Origin of the sequence: Methylomonas koyamae, assembly GCF_006483455.1 — a bacterium.
GTDB classification, from domain to species: Bacteria; Pseudomonadota; Gammaproteobacteria; order Methylococcales; family Methylomonadaceae; genus Methylomonas; species Methylomonas koyamae_B.
The window spans coordinates 1-18702 of sequence record NZ_PPPU01000012.1; the positions used below are offsets into that span (position 1 = coordinate 1).

Annotated in this window: 23 protein-coding genes; 22 read left to right on the forward strand and 1 reads right to left on the reverse strand. The window is 54.0% G+C overall.

All coding sequences use genetic code 11. The features are described from left to right. Positions 1 to 14: 14 nt before the first annotated feature. Positions 15 to 515: an IS3 family transposase gene (locus C2U68_RS05960; protein ID WP_409563846.1), complete on the forward strand. Its 501-nt coding sequence runs from the start codon at positions 15 to 17 to the stop codon at positions 513 to 515. A gap of 86 nt (positions 516 to 601) precedes the next feature. On the opposite strand, the gene C2U68_RS05965 is transcribed toward C2U68_RS05960, so the two are convergent. Beyond that, on the reverse strand, positions 602 to 1090 hold the full coding sequence (locus C2U68_RS05965; protein WP_140911607.1) for a peroxiredoxin family protein: 489 nt from the start codon (positions 1088 to 1090) through the stop codon (positions 602 to 604). Between the two features lie 93 nt (positions 1091 to 1183). Here C2U68_RS05965 and serA point away from each other — a divergent pair, with 93 nt between their 5' ends. The 21 genes from serA (at position 1184) to C2U68_RS06070 (ending at position 18702) form a co-directional block, all read left to right on the forward strand. After that, positions 1184 to 2767, forward strand: a complete 1584-nt coding sequence (gene serA / locus C2U68_RS05970; protein ID WP_140911608.1) for a phosphoglycerate dehydrogenase — start codon at positions 1184 to 1186, stop codon at positions 2765 to 2767. Then, positions 2764 to 3405: an HAD-IB family phosphatase gene (locus tag C2U68_RS05975; protein WP_140911609.1), complete on the forward strand. Its 642-nt coding sequence runs from the start codon at positions 2764 to 2766 to the stop codon at positions 3403 to 3405. The genes serA and C2U68_RS05975 overlap by 4 nt, the downstream gene beginning before the upstream one ends. Before the next feature lie 68 nt (positions 3406 to 3473). Next, a complete protein-coding gene (locus tag C2U68_RS05980) occupies positions 3474 to 4223 on the forward strand; it encodes a YebC/PmpR family DNA-binding transcriptional regulator (RefSeq protein WP_140911610.1) in 750 nt (249 codons plus the stop codon). Between the two features lie 31 nt (positions 4224 to 4254). Then, positions 4255 to 4752, forward strand: a complete 498-nt coding sequence (gene ruvC, locus C2U68_RS05985; RefSeq protein ID WP_140911611.1) for a crossover junction endodeoxyribonuclease RuvC — start codon at positions 4255 to 4257, stop codon at positions 4750 to 4752. After that, positions 4749 to 5351, forward strand: a complete 603-nt coding sequence (gene ruvA, locus C2U68_RS05990; protein ID WP_140911612.1) for a Holliday junction branch migration protein RuvA — start codon at positions 4749 to 4751, stop codon at positions 5349 to 5351. Before ruvC ends, ruvA begins: the two co-directional genes overlap by 4 nt. Beyond that, positions 5348 to 6385 (forward strand): Holliday junction branch migration DNA helicase RuvB, encoded by a 1038-nt coding sequence (ruvB, locus tag C2U68_RS05995; protein WP_140911613.1) that lies wholly within the window; start codon positions 5348 to 5350, stop codon positions 6383 to 6385. Before ruvA ends, ruvB begins: the two co-directional genes overlap by 4 nt. Continuing rightward, on the forward strand, positions 6382 to 6798 hold the full coding sequence (ybgC, locus tag C2U68_RS06000; RefSeq protein ID WP_140911614.1) for a tol-pal system-associated acyl-CoA thioesterase: 417 nt from the start codon (positions 6382 to 6384) through the stop codon (positions 6796 to 6798). Before ruvB ends, ybgC begins: the two co-directional genes overlap by 4 nt. Further along, positions 6798 to 7475, forward strand: coding sequence for a protein TolQ (tolQ, locus tag C2U68_RS06005; protein ID WP_064020548.1), 678 nt, complete (start codon positions 6798 to 6800; stop codon positions 7473 to 7475). Before ybgC ends, tolQ begins: the two co-directional genes overlap by 1 nt. Next, positions 7472 to 7930 (forward strand): protein TolR, encoded by a 459-nt coding sequence (tolR, locus tag C2U68_RS06010; protein ID WP_140911615.1) that lies wholly within the window; start codon positions 7472 to 7474, stop codon positions 7928 to 7930. The genes tolQ and tolR overlap by 4 nt, the downstream gene beginning before the upstream one ends. A 10-nt stretch (positions 7931 to 7940) precedes the next feature. Then, a complete protein-coding gene (tolA, locus tag C2U68_RS06015) occupies positions 7941 to 9374 on the forward strand; it encodes a cell envelope integrity protein TolA (RefSeq protein ID WP_140911616.1) in 1434 nt (477 codons plus the stop codon). 17 nt (positions 9375 to 9391) lie between these two features. Further along, positions 9392 to 10675, forward strand: coding sequence for a Tol-Pal system beta propeller repeat protein TolB (tolB, locus tag C2U68_RS06020; RefSeq protein ID WP_140911617.1), 1284 nt, complete (start codon positions 9392 to 9394; stop codon positions 10673 to 10675). A 63-nt stretch (positions 10676 to 10738) separates the two neighbouring features. Then, a complete protein-coding gene (gene pal, locus C2U68_RS06025) occupies positions 10739 to 11302 on the forward strand; it encodes a peptidoglycan-associated lipoprotein Pal (protein ID WP_140911618.1) in 564 nt (187 codons plus the stop codon). Further along, complete coding sequence (ybgF, locus tag C2U68_RS06030) at positions 11302 to 12150, forward strand: tol-pal system protein YbgF (protein ID WP_140911619.1); 849 nt, start codon at positions 11302 to 11304, stop codon at positions 12148 to 12150. Before pal ends, ybgF begins: the two co-directional genes overlap by 1 nt. 11 nt (positions 12151 to 12161) lie before the next feature. Beyond that, positions 12162 to 12806: a 7-carboxy-7-deazaguanine synthase QueE gene (gene queE / locus C2U68_RS06035; protein WP_140911620.1), complete on the forward strand. Its 645-nt coding sequence runs from the start codon at positions 12162 to 12164 to the stop codon at positions 12804 to 12806. Then, positions 12790 to 13488 carry a 7-cyano-7-deazaguanine synthase QueC gene (queC, locus tag C2U68_RS06040; protein WP_140911812.1) on the forward strand — a complete coding sequence of 233 codons (699 nt, stop codon included), beginning with the start codon at positions 12790 to 12792 and terminating at the stop codon, positions 13486 to 13488. Before queE ends, queC begins: the two co-directional genes overlap by 17 nt. Before the next feature lie 103 nt (positions 13489 to 13591). Next, a complete protein-coding gene (locus tag C2U68_RS06045) occupies positions 13592 to 14206 on the forward strand; it encodes a chemotaxis protein (protein ID WP_140911621.1) in 615 nt (204 codons plus the stop codon). A 28-nt stretch (positions 14207 to 14234) separates the two neighbouring features. Next, on the forward strand, positions 14235 to 14963 hold the full coding sequence (locus C2U68_RS06050) for an MBL fold metallo-hydrolase (RefSeq protein WP_140911622.1): 729 nt from the start codon (positions 14235 to 14237) through the stop codon (positions 14961 to 14963). A gap of 106 nt (positions 14964 to 15069) precedes the next feature. Beyond that, complete coding sequence (gene miaB / locus C2U68_RS06055) at positions 15070 to 16425, forward strand: tRNA (N6-isopentenyl adenosine(37)-C2)-methylthiotransferase MiaB (RefSeq protein WP_140911623.1); 1356 nt, start codon at positions 15070 to 15072, stop codon at positions 16423 to 16425. Then, positions 16425 to 17411: a PhoH family protein gene (locus C2U68_RS06060; RefSeq protein WP_140911624.1), complete on the forward strand. Its 987-nt coding sequence runs from the start codon at positions 16425 to 16427 to the stop codon at positions 17409 to 17411. The genes miaB and C2U68_RS06060 overlap by 1 nt, the downstream gene beginning before the upstream one ends. Then, entirely contained in the window at positions 17408 to 17866 is a 459-nt protein-coding gene (ybeY, locus tag C2U68_RS06065) for an rRNA maturation RNase YbeY (protein ID WP_140911625.1), read from the forward strand. The genes C2U68_RS06060 and ybeY overlap by 4 nt, the downstream gene beginning before the upstream one ends. Further along, entirely contained in the window at positions 17863 to 18702 is an 840-nt protein-coding gene (locus C2U68_RS06070) for an HlyC/CorC family transporter (protein ID WP_140911626.1), read from the forward strand. Before ybeY ends, C2U68_RS06070 begins: the two co-directional genes overlap by 4 nt.

Here is an 18702-nt window from a genome sequence, read left to right on the forward strand (position 1 = left end):
ATCGGCAATTCCAAGTGGCTAAGCCCAATCAAGTATGGACGACCGATATTACCTACGTATGGACCCTGCAAGGTTGGCTTTATGTCGCGGTAGTGATCGATCTGTTTTCCCGCCAAGTCGTGGGCTGGGCGATTGACGATCACATGCGCACCTCGCTCTGCGCACGGGCCTTGCAAATGGCCTTCTGGCGCCGTAAACCGCCACCCGGCTTGCTGCATCACTCGGATCGTGGCAGTCAGTATGCGAGTCGTGAATACCGTCAACATTTGGCGGTGATGAAGATGCAACAAAGCATGAGCCGCAAAGGCAACTGTTGGGACAACTCCCCAACCGAACGATTTTTTCGCAGTTTGAAGCATGAGCAACTCAACTACGAAAAATTCAAAACCCAAGAAGCGGCAAAACTGAGCGTGATCGATTATTTGGCTTTTTATAACGGCCGCCGATCGCACTCAACATTGGGCTATCAATCCCCGCTTGAATTCGAGCAGGAATTTTATAGAAACGCTGCCTGATGTGGTGTCCGGTTTTTGTTGACCATTACAATCCAGGTACGGGACACGTAAGGCTGCTAATCCGCCTAGAGAGTCGTTCAATTCGACTACATTGCGGCAATTCGTGCTCGCCAGTCAGCTAAATTGAATCGACCAGTCACCCGAGAAACGACATTCCTTTCCCGGCCAATCAAAAAACTGCTGGGCGTCAACCATACATCCCCAAAGGCCCTCGCATGGACTCCTTCGATATCCAAGGCTACTGCATACGGCAATTTCCGCATTTCGCTCAACTGCTTTACTCGGCTGGGAATGTCGTAAGGCATCGCTACCGCAATTATTTGCAAACCCTTGTTGGCGAATTGTTGGTGCAAAGCGATTAAATCCGGGATTTCTTCGATACAGGCCCGGCAGTCGGTCGCCCAAAATGTGATCAATACTGGCTGACCGCCCAATTCTCGGAGCACAATTCGCTCGCCACTTAGCGTGGTGAATTCGGCATCGGGGGCTTTGGGGTCTAAATGAGTTTGTTGCCAAAAAACTATCGCCAACATGCTCACAGCGACAATTGCACCAAGTGCGGGTTTTAGTTGCATAGGCGTTAAATTCGGGACGACTTGATTGGTCTTGGGGCGATTATAACAAAGCTGCTAAAATGGCCGAATTGCCCATCAATCGTGGTTTCTGTTATGAAAAAAATTCTGATTTCCGACAAGCTCGCGGAAGACGGCGTTAATTTTTTGAATGCTCAAGAAGGCATTCAAATTCATATTCAGACCGGATTGGATGAAGATGAATTATGCGAATTGATTGCCGAATATGATGCATTGCTGATCAGAAGCGATACCCAGGTCACGAGGCGGGTTTTACAGTGCGCGACCAAGTTAAAAGTGGTTGGACGAGCGGGCATTGGAGTCGATAACGTCGATTTAGCGGCTGCTACCGAACAGGGTGTTATCGTAATGAATACGCCGGATGCGAACGCGACCACCACGGCGGAATTGGCGATCGCCCATATCTTCTCGTTAAGCCGGAATCTGCCTGCGGCCAATCTCTCGGTTCGACAAGGAAAGTGGGAGCGGGCCAAGCTGATGGGTGCGGAGATTGCCCACAAGACGCTGTCTATTTTGGGTTTCGGTACGATCGGCCGGATCGTCGCCCAGCGAGGACATGGCTTAGGCATGCGGGTAATTGCTTACGATCCTTATGTTGCCCCCGATGTTTTCGCTAAACACGGTGCGGAAATGGTCGATCTGGATACGTTGCTTAAACAGGCAGATTATTTGACGCTGCATTGTCCGTTATTAGAAAAAACTAAAAATATTATCGGCCACCAACAATTGGCCATGATGAAGAAGTCGGCAAGACTGATTAATTGCGCCCGTGGTGGTTTGGTCGACGAAGCGGCTTTATACGACGCGTTAAAGGAAGGGCGTATTGCCGGCGCGGCCTTGGACGTTTATGAAAACGAGCCACCGGCCGATTCCCCTTTGTTGAGTTTGGATAATATTGTGTTTACTCCTCACCTTGGAGCGTCCACCAAAGAAGCGCAAATTGCAGTCAGCGTAGAAATTGCGCGTCAGGTTGTCAAATACCTGCAAACCGGCGAAGCGGTTAATGCCTTGAATCTACCTAGACTGTCAGCCGAAGAGCTGAACGAGGCGCAGCCATTTATGAACTTGGCGAATATTCTGGGTAAGGTTTTGGTGGGTTTAATCGACCGGCCGATCGAAAAACTGGATGTTGCCGTTTTCGGTAAAGCGGCCCAAGTCAAAATCAGGCCGATATCGGCGGAAGCCATGGTAGGTTTGTTTAAAGGTCAGCTTTCGACTCCAGTCAACCGGGTCAACGTCGAAAATATCGCCAAACGCCAGGGTGTTGCGCTGGTTGAATCACAGACCGAATACGCTGAAGGCTATCAATCGTTGATTAAAATCACCGGGCATTGTGCGGATAAGGAAGTATCTCTGTCCGGTACCTTGCTCGGACATCAGCATCCCCGGTTGGTCGGTATCAACCACTTCGAAATCGAAGTCGTGCCGGAGGGGGCATTGTTGATTACCCGGCATGACGACAAGCCGGGTGTGATTGCGGCGATCAGTTCGATATTGGGCACGGCCAATATCAATATCACCCGGATGCAGGTCAGTATCGCCGACCAAAACCAATTGGCGATGATGGTGATCAGCGTTTCCGACCCTTTGAACGAACAAGTATTGAAAGCAGTATGCGAAGTGCCGGCAGTGCATACGGCGAGGCAAATCGTATTATGAGTTTTGACGTAGTCTGTTTTGATTGTGACAGTACCTTGAGCCGGATCGAAGGGATAGACGAGTTGGCCCGGCGTAATGGGATATTCGATGAAGTGGCGGCGTTGACAGATGCGGCGATGAATGGCGAATTGGCGTTGGAAGAGGTTTATGCCAAACGCTTGGAATTGATCAAACCGGACAAAGCGGCGATAGATTGGTTGGCCGCCTTGTACATTTCCGAGTTGGTCGACGGCGTTGCCGAAACCGTTGCCGCGTTACAAGCGAATGCCAAACAAATCCATATTATCAGCGGAGGATTGCGGCAAGCGATTTTGCCGTTGGCGGAACGGCTGGGGATTCCGGAGCAGCACGTGCATGCGGTCGATATCGAGTTCGACGCCGACGGCGGGTATTCGGATTTTGCCCGGCATTCGCCGTTAGCCGTCAGCGGCGGCAAGGCTAGAGTCTGCAGAAGGCTTAGAATGCACCATTCAGCCTTGGTGATGATAGGTGATGGCAAGACCGATCTGGAGGCTAAGCAGGCCGGTGCTTATATGATTGGGTTTGGTGGCGTGGTCCGCCGGCCTTTGGTGGAAGAACAAGCGGATTGCTACGTCGCCGATGCGTCGCTAACGGCCGTTTTGCCGCACGTGCTATAACGAAGCTCGATAAGCCGGGTTTGCGATGGTAAAATCGGCAAATTTTTTAGAGGATTCAGAGAGATACAATGGCAGGGCATAGTAAGTGGGCGAATATCAAGCATCGTAAAGGTGCGCAAGACGCCAAACGGGGCAAGATTTTTACCAAACTGATCCGGGAAATTACTGTAGCGGCCAAAGGTCCGGGGGGCGGCGACGTTGCCAATAATCCCAGCTTGCGCGCGGTTATCGACAAGGCGCTTGGTGCCAACATGAAGCGGGACACCATTGATAACACCATCAAAAAAGCCATCGGCGCACTCGACGGTGATAATTACGAACACGTGCGCTACGAGGGTTATGGCCCCGGCGGCACCGCGGTCATGGTCAATTGCCTGACCGATAATCGTAATCGCACCGTAGCCGACGTGCGACACGCTTTTTCCAAGCATGGCGGCAACTTGGGTACGGACGGTTCCGTGGCATATCTTTTCCGTAAGGTCGGCATTATCAGTTTTTCCGACGAGGTAAACGAAGATGCGGTGATGGAAGCGGCGATGGAGGCGGGGGCCGAGGATGTCGTGAGCAACGACGACGGTTCGATCGATGTGTTTACGGCGCCGGAGGATTATCTGAATGTCAAAGAAGCCATGGTCGCTGCTGGATTGGAGCCGGAAAGCGCGGAAGTCACAATGCATGCCGACACTAAAACCGAGTTAGACGCCGAGGCGGCTGAGAAAATGCTGAAGTTGATCGATCGCTTGGAAGATTTGGACGACGTCCAAGACGTCTATTCGAATGCCGACATCAGCGACGAAATTATGGCCGCGATCGGTTAATCTGCTTTGACATTAAGCGGCGGTTAAGCGATTGGTCAGGATACTAGGCATAGACCCCGGCTCGAGAATTACCGGTTACGGCGTGGTCGAAACCTCGCCGCGCGGCGTCAAATACTTGGCTAGCGGTTGCATTCGGGTGCAGTCCGATAATTTTCCGGAGCGGTTGCAACAAATCTTCGATGGCGTGAGCCAGATTATAGAGTTGTATAGTCCGGAGCAGATGGCGATCGAGCAGGTTTTCATGCACAAGAACGCCGATTCGGCCTTGAAGCTCGGCCAAGCCCGCGGAGCGGCAATTTGCGCGACGATGAACAGGCAGCTACCGGTGTTTGAATATGCCGCTCGGCAAGTCAAACAGGCGCTGGTCGGCAAAGGCAACGCAGACAAGTTGCAAGTGCAGCATATGGTGAAAATTTTGTTGAATATTCAAGGCGAGCTACAAATCGATGCCAGCGATGCGTTGGCGGTCAGTCTGTGCCATAGCCATTACCAGGAAACCGCGAAACGCCTGCAGCAGGTGGGGGCGTGATCGGTTTTTTGCGTGGCAAGCTGATCCACAAGGCGCCGCCGCAGTTATTGCTGGACGTGCAGGGCGTTGGCTATGAAGTCGAAGCACCGATGAATACCTTTTACGATTTACCGGCGCTGGGCGAGGAAGTCCGCTTACATACCCATTTGATCGTACGGGAAGACGCGCATATTTTGTTCGGTTTTGTCAGCGAAGGCGAGAGAAGTTTGTTTCGGGCGCTGATCAAACTTAACGGGATAGGACCCAAATTGGCGTTGACCATATTGTCCGGACAGACGACAGAGGCGTTTTACCGCTGTATCGACGACAATGACGTCAAGGCCTTGGTGCGCTTGCCTGGCGTCGGCCAAAAGACCGCCGAACGTTTGATCGTGGAGATGCGCGGGCGCTTGCCGGACCTAAACAAATTTAGCGCGCGCGATTCAGGTAGTGGCCAAACCTATGTCGCCAAAGAGTCTGCAAAACAGGAGGCCATCAGCGCGTTGTGCGCGTTGGGCTACAAACCGCAGGATGCGGCGCGGATGGCCCAGGCCGTTGCCAGCGACGATAGCAGTTGTGAAGATATCATTCGCGCGGCACTGCGCGGAGCGGTTAAATGATAGAAAGCGACCGTTTGGTCACTGCGCTGGGTAGTAACGACGAGGAAAGAGTCGATCGGGCGATTCGGCCGAAACGCTTGAAAGATTACGTCGGCCAGCGCGAATTGCGCCAACAAATGGAAATCTTCATTCAGGCTGCAGTCAGCCGTGCCGAAGCGTTGGATCATGTGCTGATATTCGGACCGCCCGGACTGGGTAAAACTACGTTGGCCAATATCGTAGCCACCGAAATGAACGTCAATATTCGGCAGACCTCCGGGCCGGTGCTGGATAAAGCCGGAGATTTGGCGGCTTTATTGACCAATTTGCAGGCGCACGATGTCTTGTTCATCGACGAGATCCACAGGCTGAATCCTGCGGTGGAGGAGGTGCTGTATCCGGCTATGGAAGACTACCAGATTGATATTATAATAGGCGAAGGCCCTGCCGCGCGCTCGATCAAGCTGGATTTGCCGCCGTTTACATTGATCGGTGCCACTACTCGTGCTGGATTATTGACTTCGCCATTGCGCGATCGCTTCGGTATCGTCCAGCGCTTGGAGTTCTACACTGTCGAGGAGCTGTCCAGTATCGTCAAGCGGTCCGCACAAATGTTAGGTATCGGCATGGATGGCGGCGGTGCAGATGAAATTGCCTGCCGTTCACGCGGCACGCCGCGCATTGCCAATCGTTTGTTGCGCCGGGTGCGTGATTTTGCCGAGGTGAAAGGGAGCGGCGTGGTGACGCGCGAAATTGCCTCTCAGGCTCTGGAAATGCTCAAAATTGATCCGCAAGGCTTCGATATGCTGGACCGCAAATTGCTGCTGGCGATGATCGAAAATTTCCAGGGTGGTCCAGTGGGTTTGGATACATTGGCAGCGGCTATCAGCGAAGAGCGTGGTACGGTTGAGGATGTATTAGAGCCGTATTTGCTGCAGCAGGGATTCATCATGCGCACGCCGCGAGGCCGTGTCGCCACGCACAAGGCTTACAGCCATTTCGGATTGCCTCAGCCCAAAAGCGCGCCAGGTAGCGACGATATTTTTAGCCTATGACGTTAGGACTGTTCAATGCGGCGGAATTCAACTGGCCGGTCAGGGTGTATTACGAGGATACCGATGCCGGCGGTGTCGTATTCTACGCAAACTACCTTAAATTTTTCGAACGGGCCCGAACCGAATTTTTGCGCAGTTACGGATTCGAACAAGACGCATTGATTGCCGAGCAAGGCGTTATTTTTGTAGTGCGCTCGGTCAAGATTGAGTATCTGAAACCGGCCCGATTTAACGAACAATTGGCGGTCAGCGCCAAAGTCATTGAAATCAAAAAAACCAACCTTACTTTTGAACAGGCCGTTACCCGCCAACAACAAATTCTGTGTGCCGGGGAGGTCAGGATCGCCTGTCTCGATGCGCAAACCATGAAACCCAAACCAATTCCCACCGTTATTTTGGAACAATTAAGCTGATGAATACCGATTTATCCATTCTGACACTGGTCAAAGAAGCCAGTTTTGTCGTGCAGTTTGTCATGTTCATACTGCTGTCGGCGTCGATTGCTTCGTGGACTTTCATTTTCTCCAAACGGAAAGAGTTGAAACAGGCTATCGAGATCACCGACGATTTCGAGGACGAGTTCTGGTCCGGCGTCGGTCTGGCGGAGTTGTACAAAAAAATGTCCAGCGACCGTTTCGAGCCGGAAGGGATCGAAAAAATCTTTCTGGCCGGCTATCGCGAATTTGCCAGAATGCGCCAAAAAGGTGACGTCGAGCCGGTGGTTCAGGTCGAAAGCGCGCAGCGGGCGATGCGTATCGAGCTGGCCCGCGAATTGGACCGGTTGGACGAAACCCTGCCGTTCCTGGCAACGGTCGGCTCGACCAGTCCTTACATCGGCTTGTTCGGTACCGTATGGGGCATCATGAATTCGTTCCGGGCTTTGGGCGAAATTAAAAATGCCACCCTAGCAAACGTCGCACCTGGCATTTCCGAAGCGCTGATCGCGACCGCAATCGGTTTGTTTGCCGCGATTCCGGCTGTTATCGCCTACAACCGCTTCTCGACCCGGCTGGACCGTTTGGCCGGCCGTTACGAGTTGTTTATCGACGAATTCGTCGTCCTTCTGCAAAGACAGGCGCACAGCAAATGAACGTAGGCGGCAGCAACCGTAAATCGCGCAAACGGCGCGGACCGATGGCGGAAATTAACGTCGTGCCTTATATCGACGTTACTTTCGTGTTGTTGATGATATTCATGATCACGGCGCCGCTGGTGCAAACCGGGGTCGATGTCGACTTGCCGCAAGCCGAAGCCGAATCGGTCGACTTGCAAGACCAGGCCCCGGTCATCGTCTCGATTAAAAAAGACGGCAGTCTGTATGTCGACATCGGTAACGGCGATGAAGAAGCGGATACCCCGGTCGATGTCGACACCGTCAAAACCAGGGTGGCAGCGGTGTTCCGGAACAACCCGAAGGCGCAGCTTTACGTGCGCGGTGACCATGAAGTCGACTACGGCAGTATTGTCAAGGTCATGGTGGAACTGAAAAAAACCGGTGCGCCGAAAGTGGGCTTGATGACTTCGCCGCCGCCTGAGAGCAAATAACGTCAGAATCATGAGAAATTTCAAACCTTCGTTTGTTTTGGCGGTGGCACTGCACATATTGATTGTGCTGCTGTTCAGTATCAGCTTCCTGACCGATAGCGATAATGCTCAAACTGCGCCGCCGGCCGAAATTATCGAGGCTACCGTACTCGATGGTGCGGCAATCGATGCCGAAGCCGAGCGTCTGAAGCAAAACGAAGAAAATAAACGGCAGGCTGAAGTCGAGCGCCAGCAGCATTTGGAAGAAGCGCGCAAGGTCGAGGAACAAGCCCTGCAGCAGGCAAAAAAGCAGCGGGTATTGGAAGAGCAGAAAGCCTTGGAAGCCGCCGAAAAGCGTAAGCAGGAGGCCCAGGCTGAACAAAAGCGCCAGGAGGCGCTAGAAACCAAGCGCAGGGAAGAGGAAAAAAAGTTGGAGGAGGCCAAGGAACGGCGGGCTCTGGAGGAAAGAAAAGCCAGGGAAGCCGCGGAAAAACAGAAGCAGGCCGAATTGGACAAGCAAAAGGAAGTAGCCGAAAAGCAGAAACAGGCCGAGCTGGAAAGGCAAAAGGAAGCCGAGAAACAAAAGCAGTTGGAAAAACAAAAGCAACAGGAAGCCGAACGGGAAGCCAAAGTCAAGGAACAAAAACTGGCGGAAGAAGCCAAGCTGAAACAACAGGAAGCCGAAGCAAAAAAATTGGAGCAGGAAAAGAAGCTTCAGGAACAAAAGGCTCTGGAACAGAAAAAGCTGCAGCAACAAAAAGCCGAGGAAGCCAAACGCGAGGAACAGGCGCAACAAGCCAAGGCGGAAAAAGAAAAGCAGTTAGCTGAAGAAAAAGCCCGGGCCGAGAAGGAAAAACAGGCGGCATTGGCGGCTGAGAAGGCGAAGCAAGCGGCGGAAGCCGAAGCCAAGGCAAAAGCGGATAAGGCCGAAAAGGATCGCCAGGCTAAATTAGCGGCGGAAAAGGCCGAGAAAGAACGACTTGCCGCAGAAGCGGAAGCCAAAGCCAAGGCCGAAAAAGAACGCCAAGCCAAATTAGCCGCGGAAGCTGCAGCAAAGGCGAAAGCCGAGCAAGAACGCCAAGCGGCAATAGCCGCCGCCGAAAAGGCCGAGAAAGAACGCCAAGCCGCCGAGGCCGCTGCCGCTGCTGCGAAAGCCGAACAGGAGCGCTTGGCTGCTGCGGCGGCCGAGGAAGCCCGCTTGAATGGGTTAATCAAAAGCAAAACCGAAGGCGCGTGGATTCGGCCGATGGGGGCCGCACAAGGCTTGAAATGTACAATTCAGGTAAAATTGCTGCCCAGCGGCGACGTGATGGATGCGGTGGTTGTCGGCAGCAGTGGCGACCCGATATTCGACCGTTCGGCGGAAAATGCGGTCAGAAAAGCCTCGCCGCTGCCGGTGCCACAAGACAAAATACTATTCAACCAAAAGTACCGAGTTTTCAATTTATCGTTTAAACCGGAATAAACCACGGAACCCATAGAATGATGCTAATCAACAGAATTTTAATCGGCGGCTTCATTGCCTCATTGCTATCGGTGGCCCAGGCGGCCGGTTTGACTATCGAAATCACCAAGGGCTCGCAAACCGCCGTGCCTATCGCTATTGTCCCATTTGCCCAACAAGGCTCTATCGGCAACGTAAAACTGTCCGATGTGGTCAGTTCCGACTTGGCCGGTAGCGGTTTTTTCAAAACCCTGGCCGAAGACGATATGTTGACCAAGCCCAGCGAGCCGGAAAAGGTAAATTTCCGGGACTGGCAGGTGTTGGGCCAGGACTACATGACCATTGGCCAAGTCGTCGGTAACGGCAATAGCTTCAATATCCAGTTTTACTTGTTCAACGTGCACAACGGCCAATTGCTGATGGGTTACCGGCTGACTGCCGGAGCCAACGAATTGCGCCGCGCCGCGCACCACATCAGTGATTTGATTTACGAAAAACTGACCGGACGCAAGGGCGCGTTCAATACCCGTATCGCTTACGTTACCAGCGTATCTCGCGGAAGCGGCAAACAGTACATGCTGCAAGTCGCCGATGCCGACGGCTACAACCCGCGCACGATAGCGGAATCTCCCGAGCCGATCATGGCACCGGCTTGGTCGCCGGACGGCAGCAAAATCGCCTACGTTTCGTTCCATACCAAGCGTTCCGAGATTTGGGTGCAGACCTTGGCTACTGGTCAACGTGAGAGTGTTGCCGCCTACCCTGGCATTAACGGCGCGCCGGCGTTTTCGCCGGACGGCAGCCGGTTGGCGGTTACCTTGTCCAAAGACGGAAGTCCCGATGTTTACGTGCTGACTTTGGCTAGCCGGGCCTTGACCCGCTTGACCAGCGGCTTGTCGATCGACACCGAACCGACTTGGTCTCCGGACGGTTCGACGATCGTGTTTACCTCGGACATGGGCGGCAAGCCGCAACTCTACAGCATGCCTGCGTCCGGCGGTAAAGCCAGCCGTTTGACCTTTCAAGGCGATTACAACGCCAGAGGCCGATTCTCGGCGGATGGCAGAAGTTTGGCCATGGTCACCGCCAATGGCGGCAGTTACCGGATCGCAGTAATGGATATGGCGTCGCGTACCGTAAACGTGTTGAGCGAAGGCAATCTCGACGAATCGCCCAGTTTTGCCCCAAACGGCAGCATGATTCTGTTTGCGGCGACCCGTGGCGGCAAATCGGCGTTATCGGTGGTGTCGACCGACGGCGCGATGCAACAAAAATTGGCATTCGAGAGTGGCGGCGTGCGCGAACCGGCTTGGGCGCCTTGATTGCAAGGCCGATAACCCTCAAACTATAGCTACCTGATTTTTATTTATTTTTGGAGAGACTTGATGAGATTCAATAAAACCTATTTGGCTTTGGCGATGAGCGCCGTGTTGATTGCCAGCGGTTGCAGTTCAACCGACGAAGAAGGCAGCTTGGCCGATTCCACCCAAGGTACCGACGCTTCGACCAGCGGTTATAACGACGGCTCGATGTCCGGCAGCCAGTTTGGTTCCGGCAACGGCTTCGGTTCCGGCTCAGGTTCGAATTTGGGCCCGGAGTTCAGCGACCCGAATAATCCGTTGTCCAAACAGATCATTTATTTCGAGTTGGACAGCAGCCAAGTCAAACAGGATTACGTGCCGATTGTCGCCGCCCATGCCCGTTATCTGGCCTCGCATCCGAACCAACACGTCATTCTGTCCGGCCATGCCGACGAGCGCGGTTCCAGCGAATACAACATCGCCTTGGGCGAGCAACGTGCCAAATCGGTGGAAAGAATGATGCGCTCGCAGGGCGTCACCGCGTCGCAATTGGAAGTCGTCAGTTACGGTGAAGAAAAACCGGCGGTATCGGGCCACGACGAATCCGCTTGGCAAATGAACCGCCGGGTCGAAGTCGGTTACCAGTAATGGCTAAGCGCGCACTTCTGGCAATCGGATTGAGCCTGGGGTTGGCCGTCTCGGCATCGGCAGCGCCGGTCAACAATGCCGGTGCCTATCCGGCCGCACCCAGCGATAACGCGATATTCGAAGTCCTGGGACGGCTCGAGCAGTTACAGTCGGAAGTGCAGCAATTGCGCGGCATGGTTGAAGAGCAGTCGCAAACCATCGCCGATTTGCAACGCAAACAAAACAATATGTATTCCGATCTGGACGAGCGGATGCAGGCTTTATCGACCGCTGGTCAGCCGGCTGCGACCCAACCTGCGGTCGGTCAGCCGGACGCAGCGGCGGCACCTGCGGCTGCTGTGCAAACGGCGGCTCCGTCTGTCGCTGCAACTGTTCCGGCCGCTTCCGCGACGCCTGCTGCTCCCGCGGCAACGCCCGCGGTTCAGCCGGCGCCGGTAGCTGATACCAAGCCCGTTGCAACAACGGTTTCCGGCAACGAAAAAGAGCGCTACCAAACGGCCTACGACACGTTGCGTAACGGTCACAATGCCCAAGCCGTAAAAATGTTTCAGGAGCTGCTGAAAGATTTTCCGGCCGGCGAGTTCGCCGATAATTCCCAGTATTGGCTGGCAGAGGCTTATAAGATCAATCGCGAATTCGATGCCGCCCGAGCTGCGTTCAACAAAGTGGTCAGCCAATATCCCAACAGTTCGAAAGTGCCTGACGCCTTGTTGAAATTGGGCTATATCGAATTCGATCTGCAAAACACCGCAAAAGCCCGCGATTATTTGACCCGAGTAACCACCAGTTATCCGGGAACCACCGCTGCGCATTTGGCCGAGAAAAAGCTGGCGCAAATGTCGCAATAGCCCGTCGGCGGATGGACCAACAGTTACGCATCACCGAGATTTTTTATTCGTTGCAAGGGGAAACCAATACGGTTGGTATCCCCACGGTATTCGTGCGCCTGACCGGATGTCCGTTGCGCTGTTCCTACTGCGATACCGCTTACGCCTTCAGCGGCGGCGAGAAACTCGCTATTGCGGATATCCTCGCCGAAATAACGCGCTATAACACCCGTTACGTGACCGTGACCGGCGGCGAGCCGCTGGCTCAACCCGGATGTCAGTTGTTGTTGGTACAACTGGCGGACGCCGGTTATTTGGTCTCTCTGGAGACCAGTGGTGCTTTGGATGTGGCGGCGGTCGACTCCAGAGTCGTCAAGGTTATTGATTTGAAAACGCCCAGTTCCGGCGAAATGCAGCGCAACCTTTACCGCAATCTCGATTTTCTGTTGCCGCACGATCAAGTGAAATTCGTTATTGCCGATGCTGCCGATTATGAATGGTCCAAACAACAAGTGGCGCATTTCCGATTGGCGCAGCGTTGCGAAGTATTGTTTTCGCCGGTGATGGGGGTAATGCCGCCGACCGAATTGGCTGAGCGAATTCTGGCCGACCAGTTAACGGTCAGATTTCAAATTCAATTGCATAAATATTTGTGGAATGATGCGCGAGGAAAATAATTTCAGCGGCAAGCCGGCGGTGATTTTGTTGTCCGGCGGATTGGATTCGATCACGGTGTTGGCGCTGGCTCAGCGGCAAGGCTTTGTCTGTCATGCGTTGAGTTTCGATTACGGCCAACGCCACAACGCGGAACTGGAAGCGGCAAGAAACATTGCCGGCCACTATCAAGTCGCGGCCCATAAAATCATCAATTTGGGATTGAGTTCGATCGGCGGCTCGGCACTGACCGACGCCAATATCGATGTGCCGACTTCGCCTCAAGCCGGTATTCCGGTGACCTACGTTCCGGCCAGAAACACTATTTTCCTGGCCTTTGCCTTGGGTTGGGCCGAGGTGTTGAACGCACACGATGTGTTTATCGGCGTCAATGCCGTGGATTATTCCGGTTATCCCGATTGTCGGCCGGAATTCATCAAGGCGTTCCAGGATATGGCCAACCTCGGCACCAAGTCCGGCGTCGAAGGCCATAAAATTCAGATCCACACGCCGTTGATTGCGTTGAGCAAGGCCGAGATTATCCGGCAAGGTATGGTCTTGGGCGTCGATTATGCCGCTACCGTTTCCTGTTATTCTGCCGACAGCGAAGGCCGGGCCTGCGGCGTATGCGACGCCTGTCGGCTGCGTGCGGCTGGGTTTGAGGCGGCCGGCGTCCTTGATCCGACCCGTTATCAGTCCCGCTAAATTCGTATCGGCGCGCATTTATCGAAACTGAAATTCGCGCGCTGGAATTTGTCGGCTAAGCTTTGCAGGGTCAGACGGAGTCAGTCGCAAGAGGTTTCGCCACATGCAAGTCAAACAAACCAAATCCCAGTTCGTGGCGGTGGCGTCCATCGCCGCCGAATTGAGTGCCGTGATGGAGGTGGCTAAGGAAATATCGTTGGCTGCGGCCAACGCCAAAGCCATCGCCTTTCGCGCCGGAGAAAAAGCCAAAGGCTTTCAGCCCATCACCGATTTTATTAACGAATTGGCCAAGGGCACCATTGAGTTGGTCAACAATATCAACGATTACGCTTTTGTTCTGTACCGGCTGACGGTCAACGAACAGCGTTTGGCAGAAGCCTGCGAGCGTTTCGAAAAAGTCGAACGACTGGCCGTGGGGGCTCGCTACGCCGAATCCTTGAAGGGACCGTTGCAGCAGGCCAGACAAAGAGCTCAGGCCGGACGTCGCGAGTTCACAATTCATGTCGAAGAATTGCTGGTTAAGCTGGCCGAAGTGATGCATCCGGCTCGCGCGGCGCGGGTGATCGCCGCCAATTCCCGAATCGAAGCGTCGCAAGCCGGCGAATATCTGCAGAGCTTGCAAGCGGTTGCCGAGAGCGTCGATAACGCGGCCCAGATCATTAACGACAAAGTTCATCGCTGTCGCAGCGCATTGACCGTTATCAATCTCGCCGATTAGCACAGTTCGGCAGCACGAGGTATATCGCATGAAAATGACCAAAATTTACGAAGGCGCACATCAATGGATAATGTTCGGCCGCGATCCGCACCGGCCGGAGAAGATCATTGATACCAACCAATACATGGTGCGCACTGCCGATCGTTGTTTATTGATGGACCCCGGCGGCATCGAGCTGTTCGCGCCGATGCTGGCGGCGGTTTTGCACCACGCGCCGGTCGAAGAAATAACCGATTTATTCGCCTCGCACCAGGACCCGGACATTATTTCCTCTTTGGGTTTGTGGGACCAAGCCTTGCCGAACGCCAAATTGCATGCGGCCCAGTTGTGGGAGGGCTTTTTACGCCATTTCGGTTGCGAAACAATCGAGTACGTGCCGATTCCCGACCATGGCGGCACGATCAATCTCGGCAGCGTCGAGCTGCAAATCGTGCCGGCACACTATCTGCACTCGTCGGCCAACTTTCATATTTACGATCCGCAGGCCAAGATTTTGATGTCGGGCGATGTCGGCGCGGCACTGGAGGCTTCCGATGCGCCGGTTTTCGTCGATAATTTCGATGCCCATATCGAGAAAATGCGCTTTTTCCACCAGCGTTGGATGCCGTCCAACCAAGCCAAACGGGTCTGGTTGGAGCGGGTCAGAAAACTGGATGTGCAAATTCTGGCGCCGCAACACGGCCGGATGTTCAAGGGCGACGATGTCAAACGTTTCCTGGATTGGTTCGAGGCGTTACAGGTGGGTATTGCCGTATAAAACAAGCATTTGCCGACAATTGGGTTTATAATCCAGCCGTTATCAAGCCCCTGTCGCGAGACGGGGGTTTTTTGTTAGTGAGAGGAGCTGGAGTATCTCATCAAGCATGGCGCAAAAACTTTATATACAGACTAACGGCTGTCAAATGAACGAGTACGATTCCGACAAAATGCGGGACGTACTGCAAGCATCGCACGGTTTGGAATTGACCGATATCCCCGAACAGGCTGACGTGTTGTTGCTGAATACCTGTTCCATCCGGGAAAAAGCCCAGGAGAAAGTATTTTCCGCGGTGGGGCGTTGGAAAAAAATCAAAGACAAGCGCCCTGACGTGATTATCGGCGTCGGCGGTTGTGTCGCCAGTCAGGAGGGGGCGGCGATACAGAAGCGTGCGCCCTACGTCGACATCGTGTTCGGTCCGCAAACCCTGCATCGTCTGCCGGAGCTGTTGAATCAGGCGCGCAGCGGCGACAAACATGTGGTCGATATCTCCTTCCCGGAAATCGAAAAATTCGACAACCTGCCGGAGCCGCGCGCCGAAGGTCCGAAAGCCTTTGTGTCGGTGATGGAAGGGTGCAGCAAATATTGCACTTATTGCGTCGTACCCTACACCCGCGGCGAGGAAGTCAGCCGGCCGCTCAACGATGTGATTGCCGAAATCGAAACGCTGGCCAAGCAAGGCGTGCGCGAGATCAATCTGCTGGGCCAGAACGTCAACGCTTATCGTGGCGCAATGGAAGACGGCGACATCGCCAGCTTCGCGTTGTTGCTGCACTGTGTCGCCGCCGTCGACGGCATCGACCGTATTCGCTTTACCACCTCGCATCCGTTGGAATTCACCGACGACATCATCGAAGCTTTCGCCGAGATCCCGCAGCTGGTCAATCATTTGCATTTGCCGGTGCAAAGCGGCAGCAACCGGATTCTGGCCGAAATGAAACGCGGCCACCGGCGCGAGGATTACCTGGAAATCATGCGCAAGATCAAAGCCGTGCGGCCGGGAATCAGTTTGTCGTCGGATTTCATCATCGGTTTTCCCGGCGAAACCGACCAGGATTTCGAAGATACGATGGCTCTGATCGAGGAAGTCGGCTTCGACTTTTCCTACAGTTTCATATTTAGCGCCAGACCCGGCACGCCGGCCGCGAATTTTGCCGACGACGTCAGCATGGAAGTCAAGGAGCAGCGCCTGCAACGCCTGAAAGAACGCTTGAACCAGATGTTCATGGCGATCTCGGAATCGATGGTCGGCACGGTGCAAAGCGTGTTGGTGGAAGGCGTTTCCAAGAAAAATCCGTTGCATCTGACCGGGCGTACCGAGAATAACCGGGTGGTCAATTTTGCCGCCCATCCGCGCCTGATCGGACAATTCGTCGACGTCCTGATCACCGAAGCGTTGCCGAATTCTTTGCGCGGCCGCGTGTCGGAATCTTCCATCGAAAAAGTCAGACAGACCGCCTAGTGTTGAATACCTCGCATTTTTCCCAAGAAATCACGCTGTTGCCGGACGACGCCCAGCGCCTGTCCAATTTCTGCGGTCAACTCGATAGCCATATCCGCCAGATCGAGCAGCGCCTGCATGTGGATATTGCCAACCGTAGCAATCATTTTCGGGTCACCGGCGTCGATGCCGCAGTCAAAGCGGCTTGCGCGGTGATTCAAAAGCTGTTCGAAATGACCGAGCGCGAAGAAATTACCCCGGAGCAGGTACATCTTAGTTTGCAGGATGCCAGCATCGACCAACTGTTGCAGCCGGCGGCCAATCACGAGCCGGTGGCGATCCGGACCAAGCGCGGCGTGATTAAAGGCCGCGGCCATAATCAGCAGGATTATTTGCGCAAGATTCTCAGCCACGACATCAATTTCGGCGTCGGTCCGGCCGGCACCGGCAAAACCTATCTGGCGGTAGCTTGTGCCGTGGAAGCCTTGCAAAACGAGACTGTACGGCGAATTGTTCTGGTGCGGCCGGCGGTGGAGGCCGGCGAGAAGTTGGGTTTCCTGCCCGGCGACATGGCGCAGAAGGTCGATCCTTATTTACGGCCGTTGTACGACGCTTTATACGACATGCTCGGTTTTGAACGGGTCGAGAAGCTGCTGGAAAAAAACGTCATTGAAGTTGCGCCGTTGGCCTTCATGCGCGGCAGAACTCTGAACGATTCCTTCATTATTCTCGACGAAGCCCAAAATACCACGGTAGAGCAGATCAAGATGTTTCTGACTCGGGTCGGTTTCGGCTCGACGGCGGTGATTACCGGTGACGTAACCCAGATCGACTTGCCCAGCGAAAAAATGTCCGGCCTGAAGCATGTGTTGAAAGTGTTGAAAGACGTAGAAGGGATCAGTTTTACCTTTTTCGGCGTGCGCGACGTGGTCAGGCATCCTTTGGTGCAGCGCATCGTTGCCGCTTACGACCGCTACGAACTGGAACAGGGCAACAATAAGCCGTGAACTATATCGATCTACAGATTGCCACCGAATCGGTCCACCCCGACGCGGGGCAATTCCAAACCTGGGTCGATGCCGCCTTGTCCGGTTTCGAACGCGACAGCGAAGTGACGATTCGCCTGGTAGACATAGCCGAAAGCGCCGAATTGAACGGCCAATACCGGCACAAATCCGGCCCGACCAATATCCTCAGCTTTCCGTTCGAAGCGCCGCCGGGCGTGGAGCTCGATTTGCTGGGCGACCTGGTGATCTGCGCGCCGGTGATCGCGCACGAGGCGGCGGAACAGGGTAAATTACCCGACCACCATTGGGCGCATATCACTGTACACGGCGTATTGCATTTGCTAGGGTATGACCACATCGAAGAGCAAGACGCGGAACAAATGGAAGCGCTGGAAATTGACATTCTAAGCCGATTAAACATAGCCAATCCCTATCTGGAGGATAGTAAGCAATGAGCGATGGTAACCCCCCGAGTAGCCAGCCCCATCAGAAAAGCCTGATCGAACGCATCGGCCATTTTCTGAGTGGGGAGCCCCAAGATCAGGAAGACTTGCTGGAGATATTAAGAGAGTCGCAAGAAAAACATTTACTCGATTCCGACGCGCTGTCCATGATGGAAGGCGTCATGCATGTGGCGGAGATGCGGGTCAGAGACATCATGATCCCCCGGTCGCAGATGGTGGTAGTGCCGCGCGAGGCCGAACTGGAAACCATCTTTCCGCTCGTCGTCGAATTTGCCCATTCTCGTTTTCCCGTCATCGAAGAAGACCGCAGCAAAGTGGTCGGTATTCTGTTAGCCAAGGATCTGTTGGCTCATGCCTTGCGCGATAAATCTCTGAAAGTGGAAGACGTGATGCGACCGGTTAACCTGGTGCCGGAGAGCAAACGCCTGAACGTGCTATTGAAAGAATTTCGTACCGAGCGCAACCACATGGCGATCGTGGTCGACGAATACGGCAACGCCGCCGGCTTGGTCACCATTGAAGATGTGCTGGAACAAATCGTTGGCAAAATCGAGGACGAGCACGACGATGACGAGGTTCAGGAATTTATTTCTCAGCGGGGCGAAAAAGAATTCATTCTGAACGCGTTGACGCCGATCGAAGAATTCAATGATTATTTTTCCGCCGATTTGGCCGATGACGAATACGACACCATCGGCGGTTTGATCGTGCAACGCCTGGAGCATTTTCCGAAGAAAGGAGAAAAAGTCGAAATCGGCGATTTTTGTTTCGAGGTCTTGCGCGCCGATAACCGCCGCGTGCATCTGTTGAAACTAAAAATCAAATAA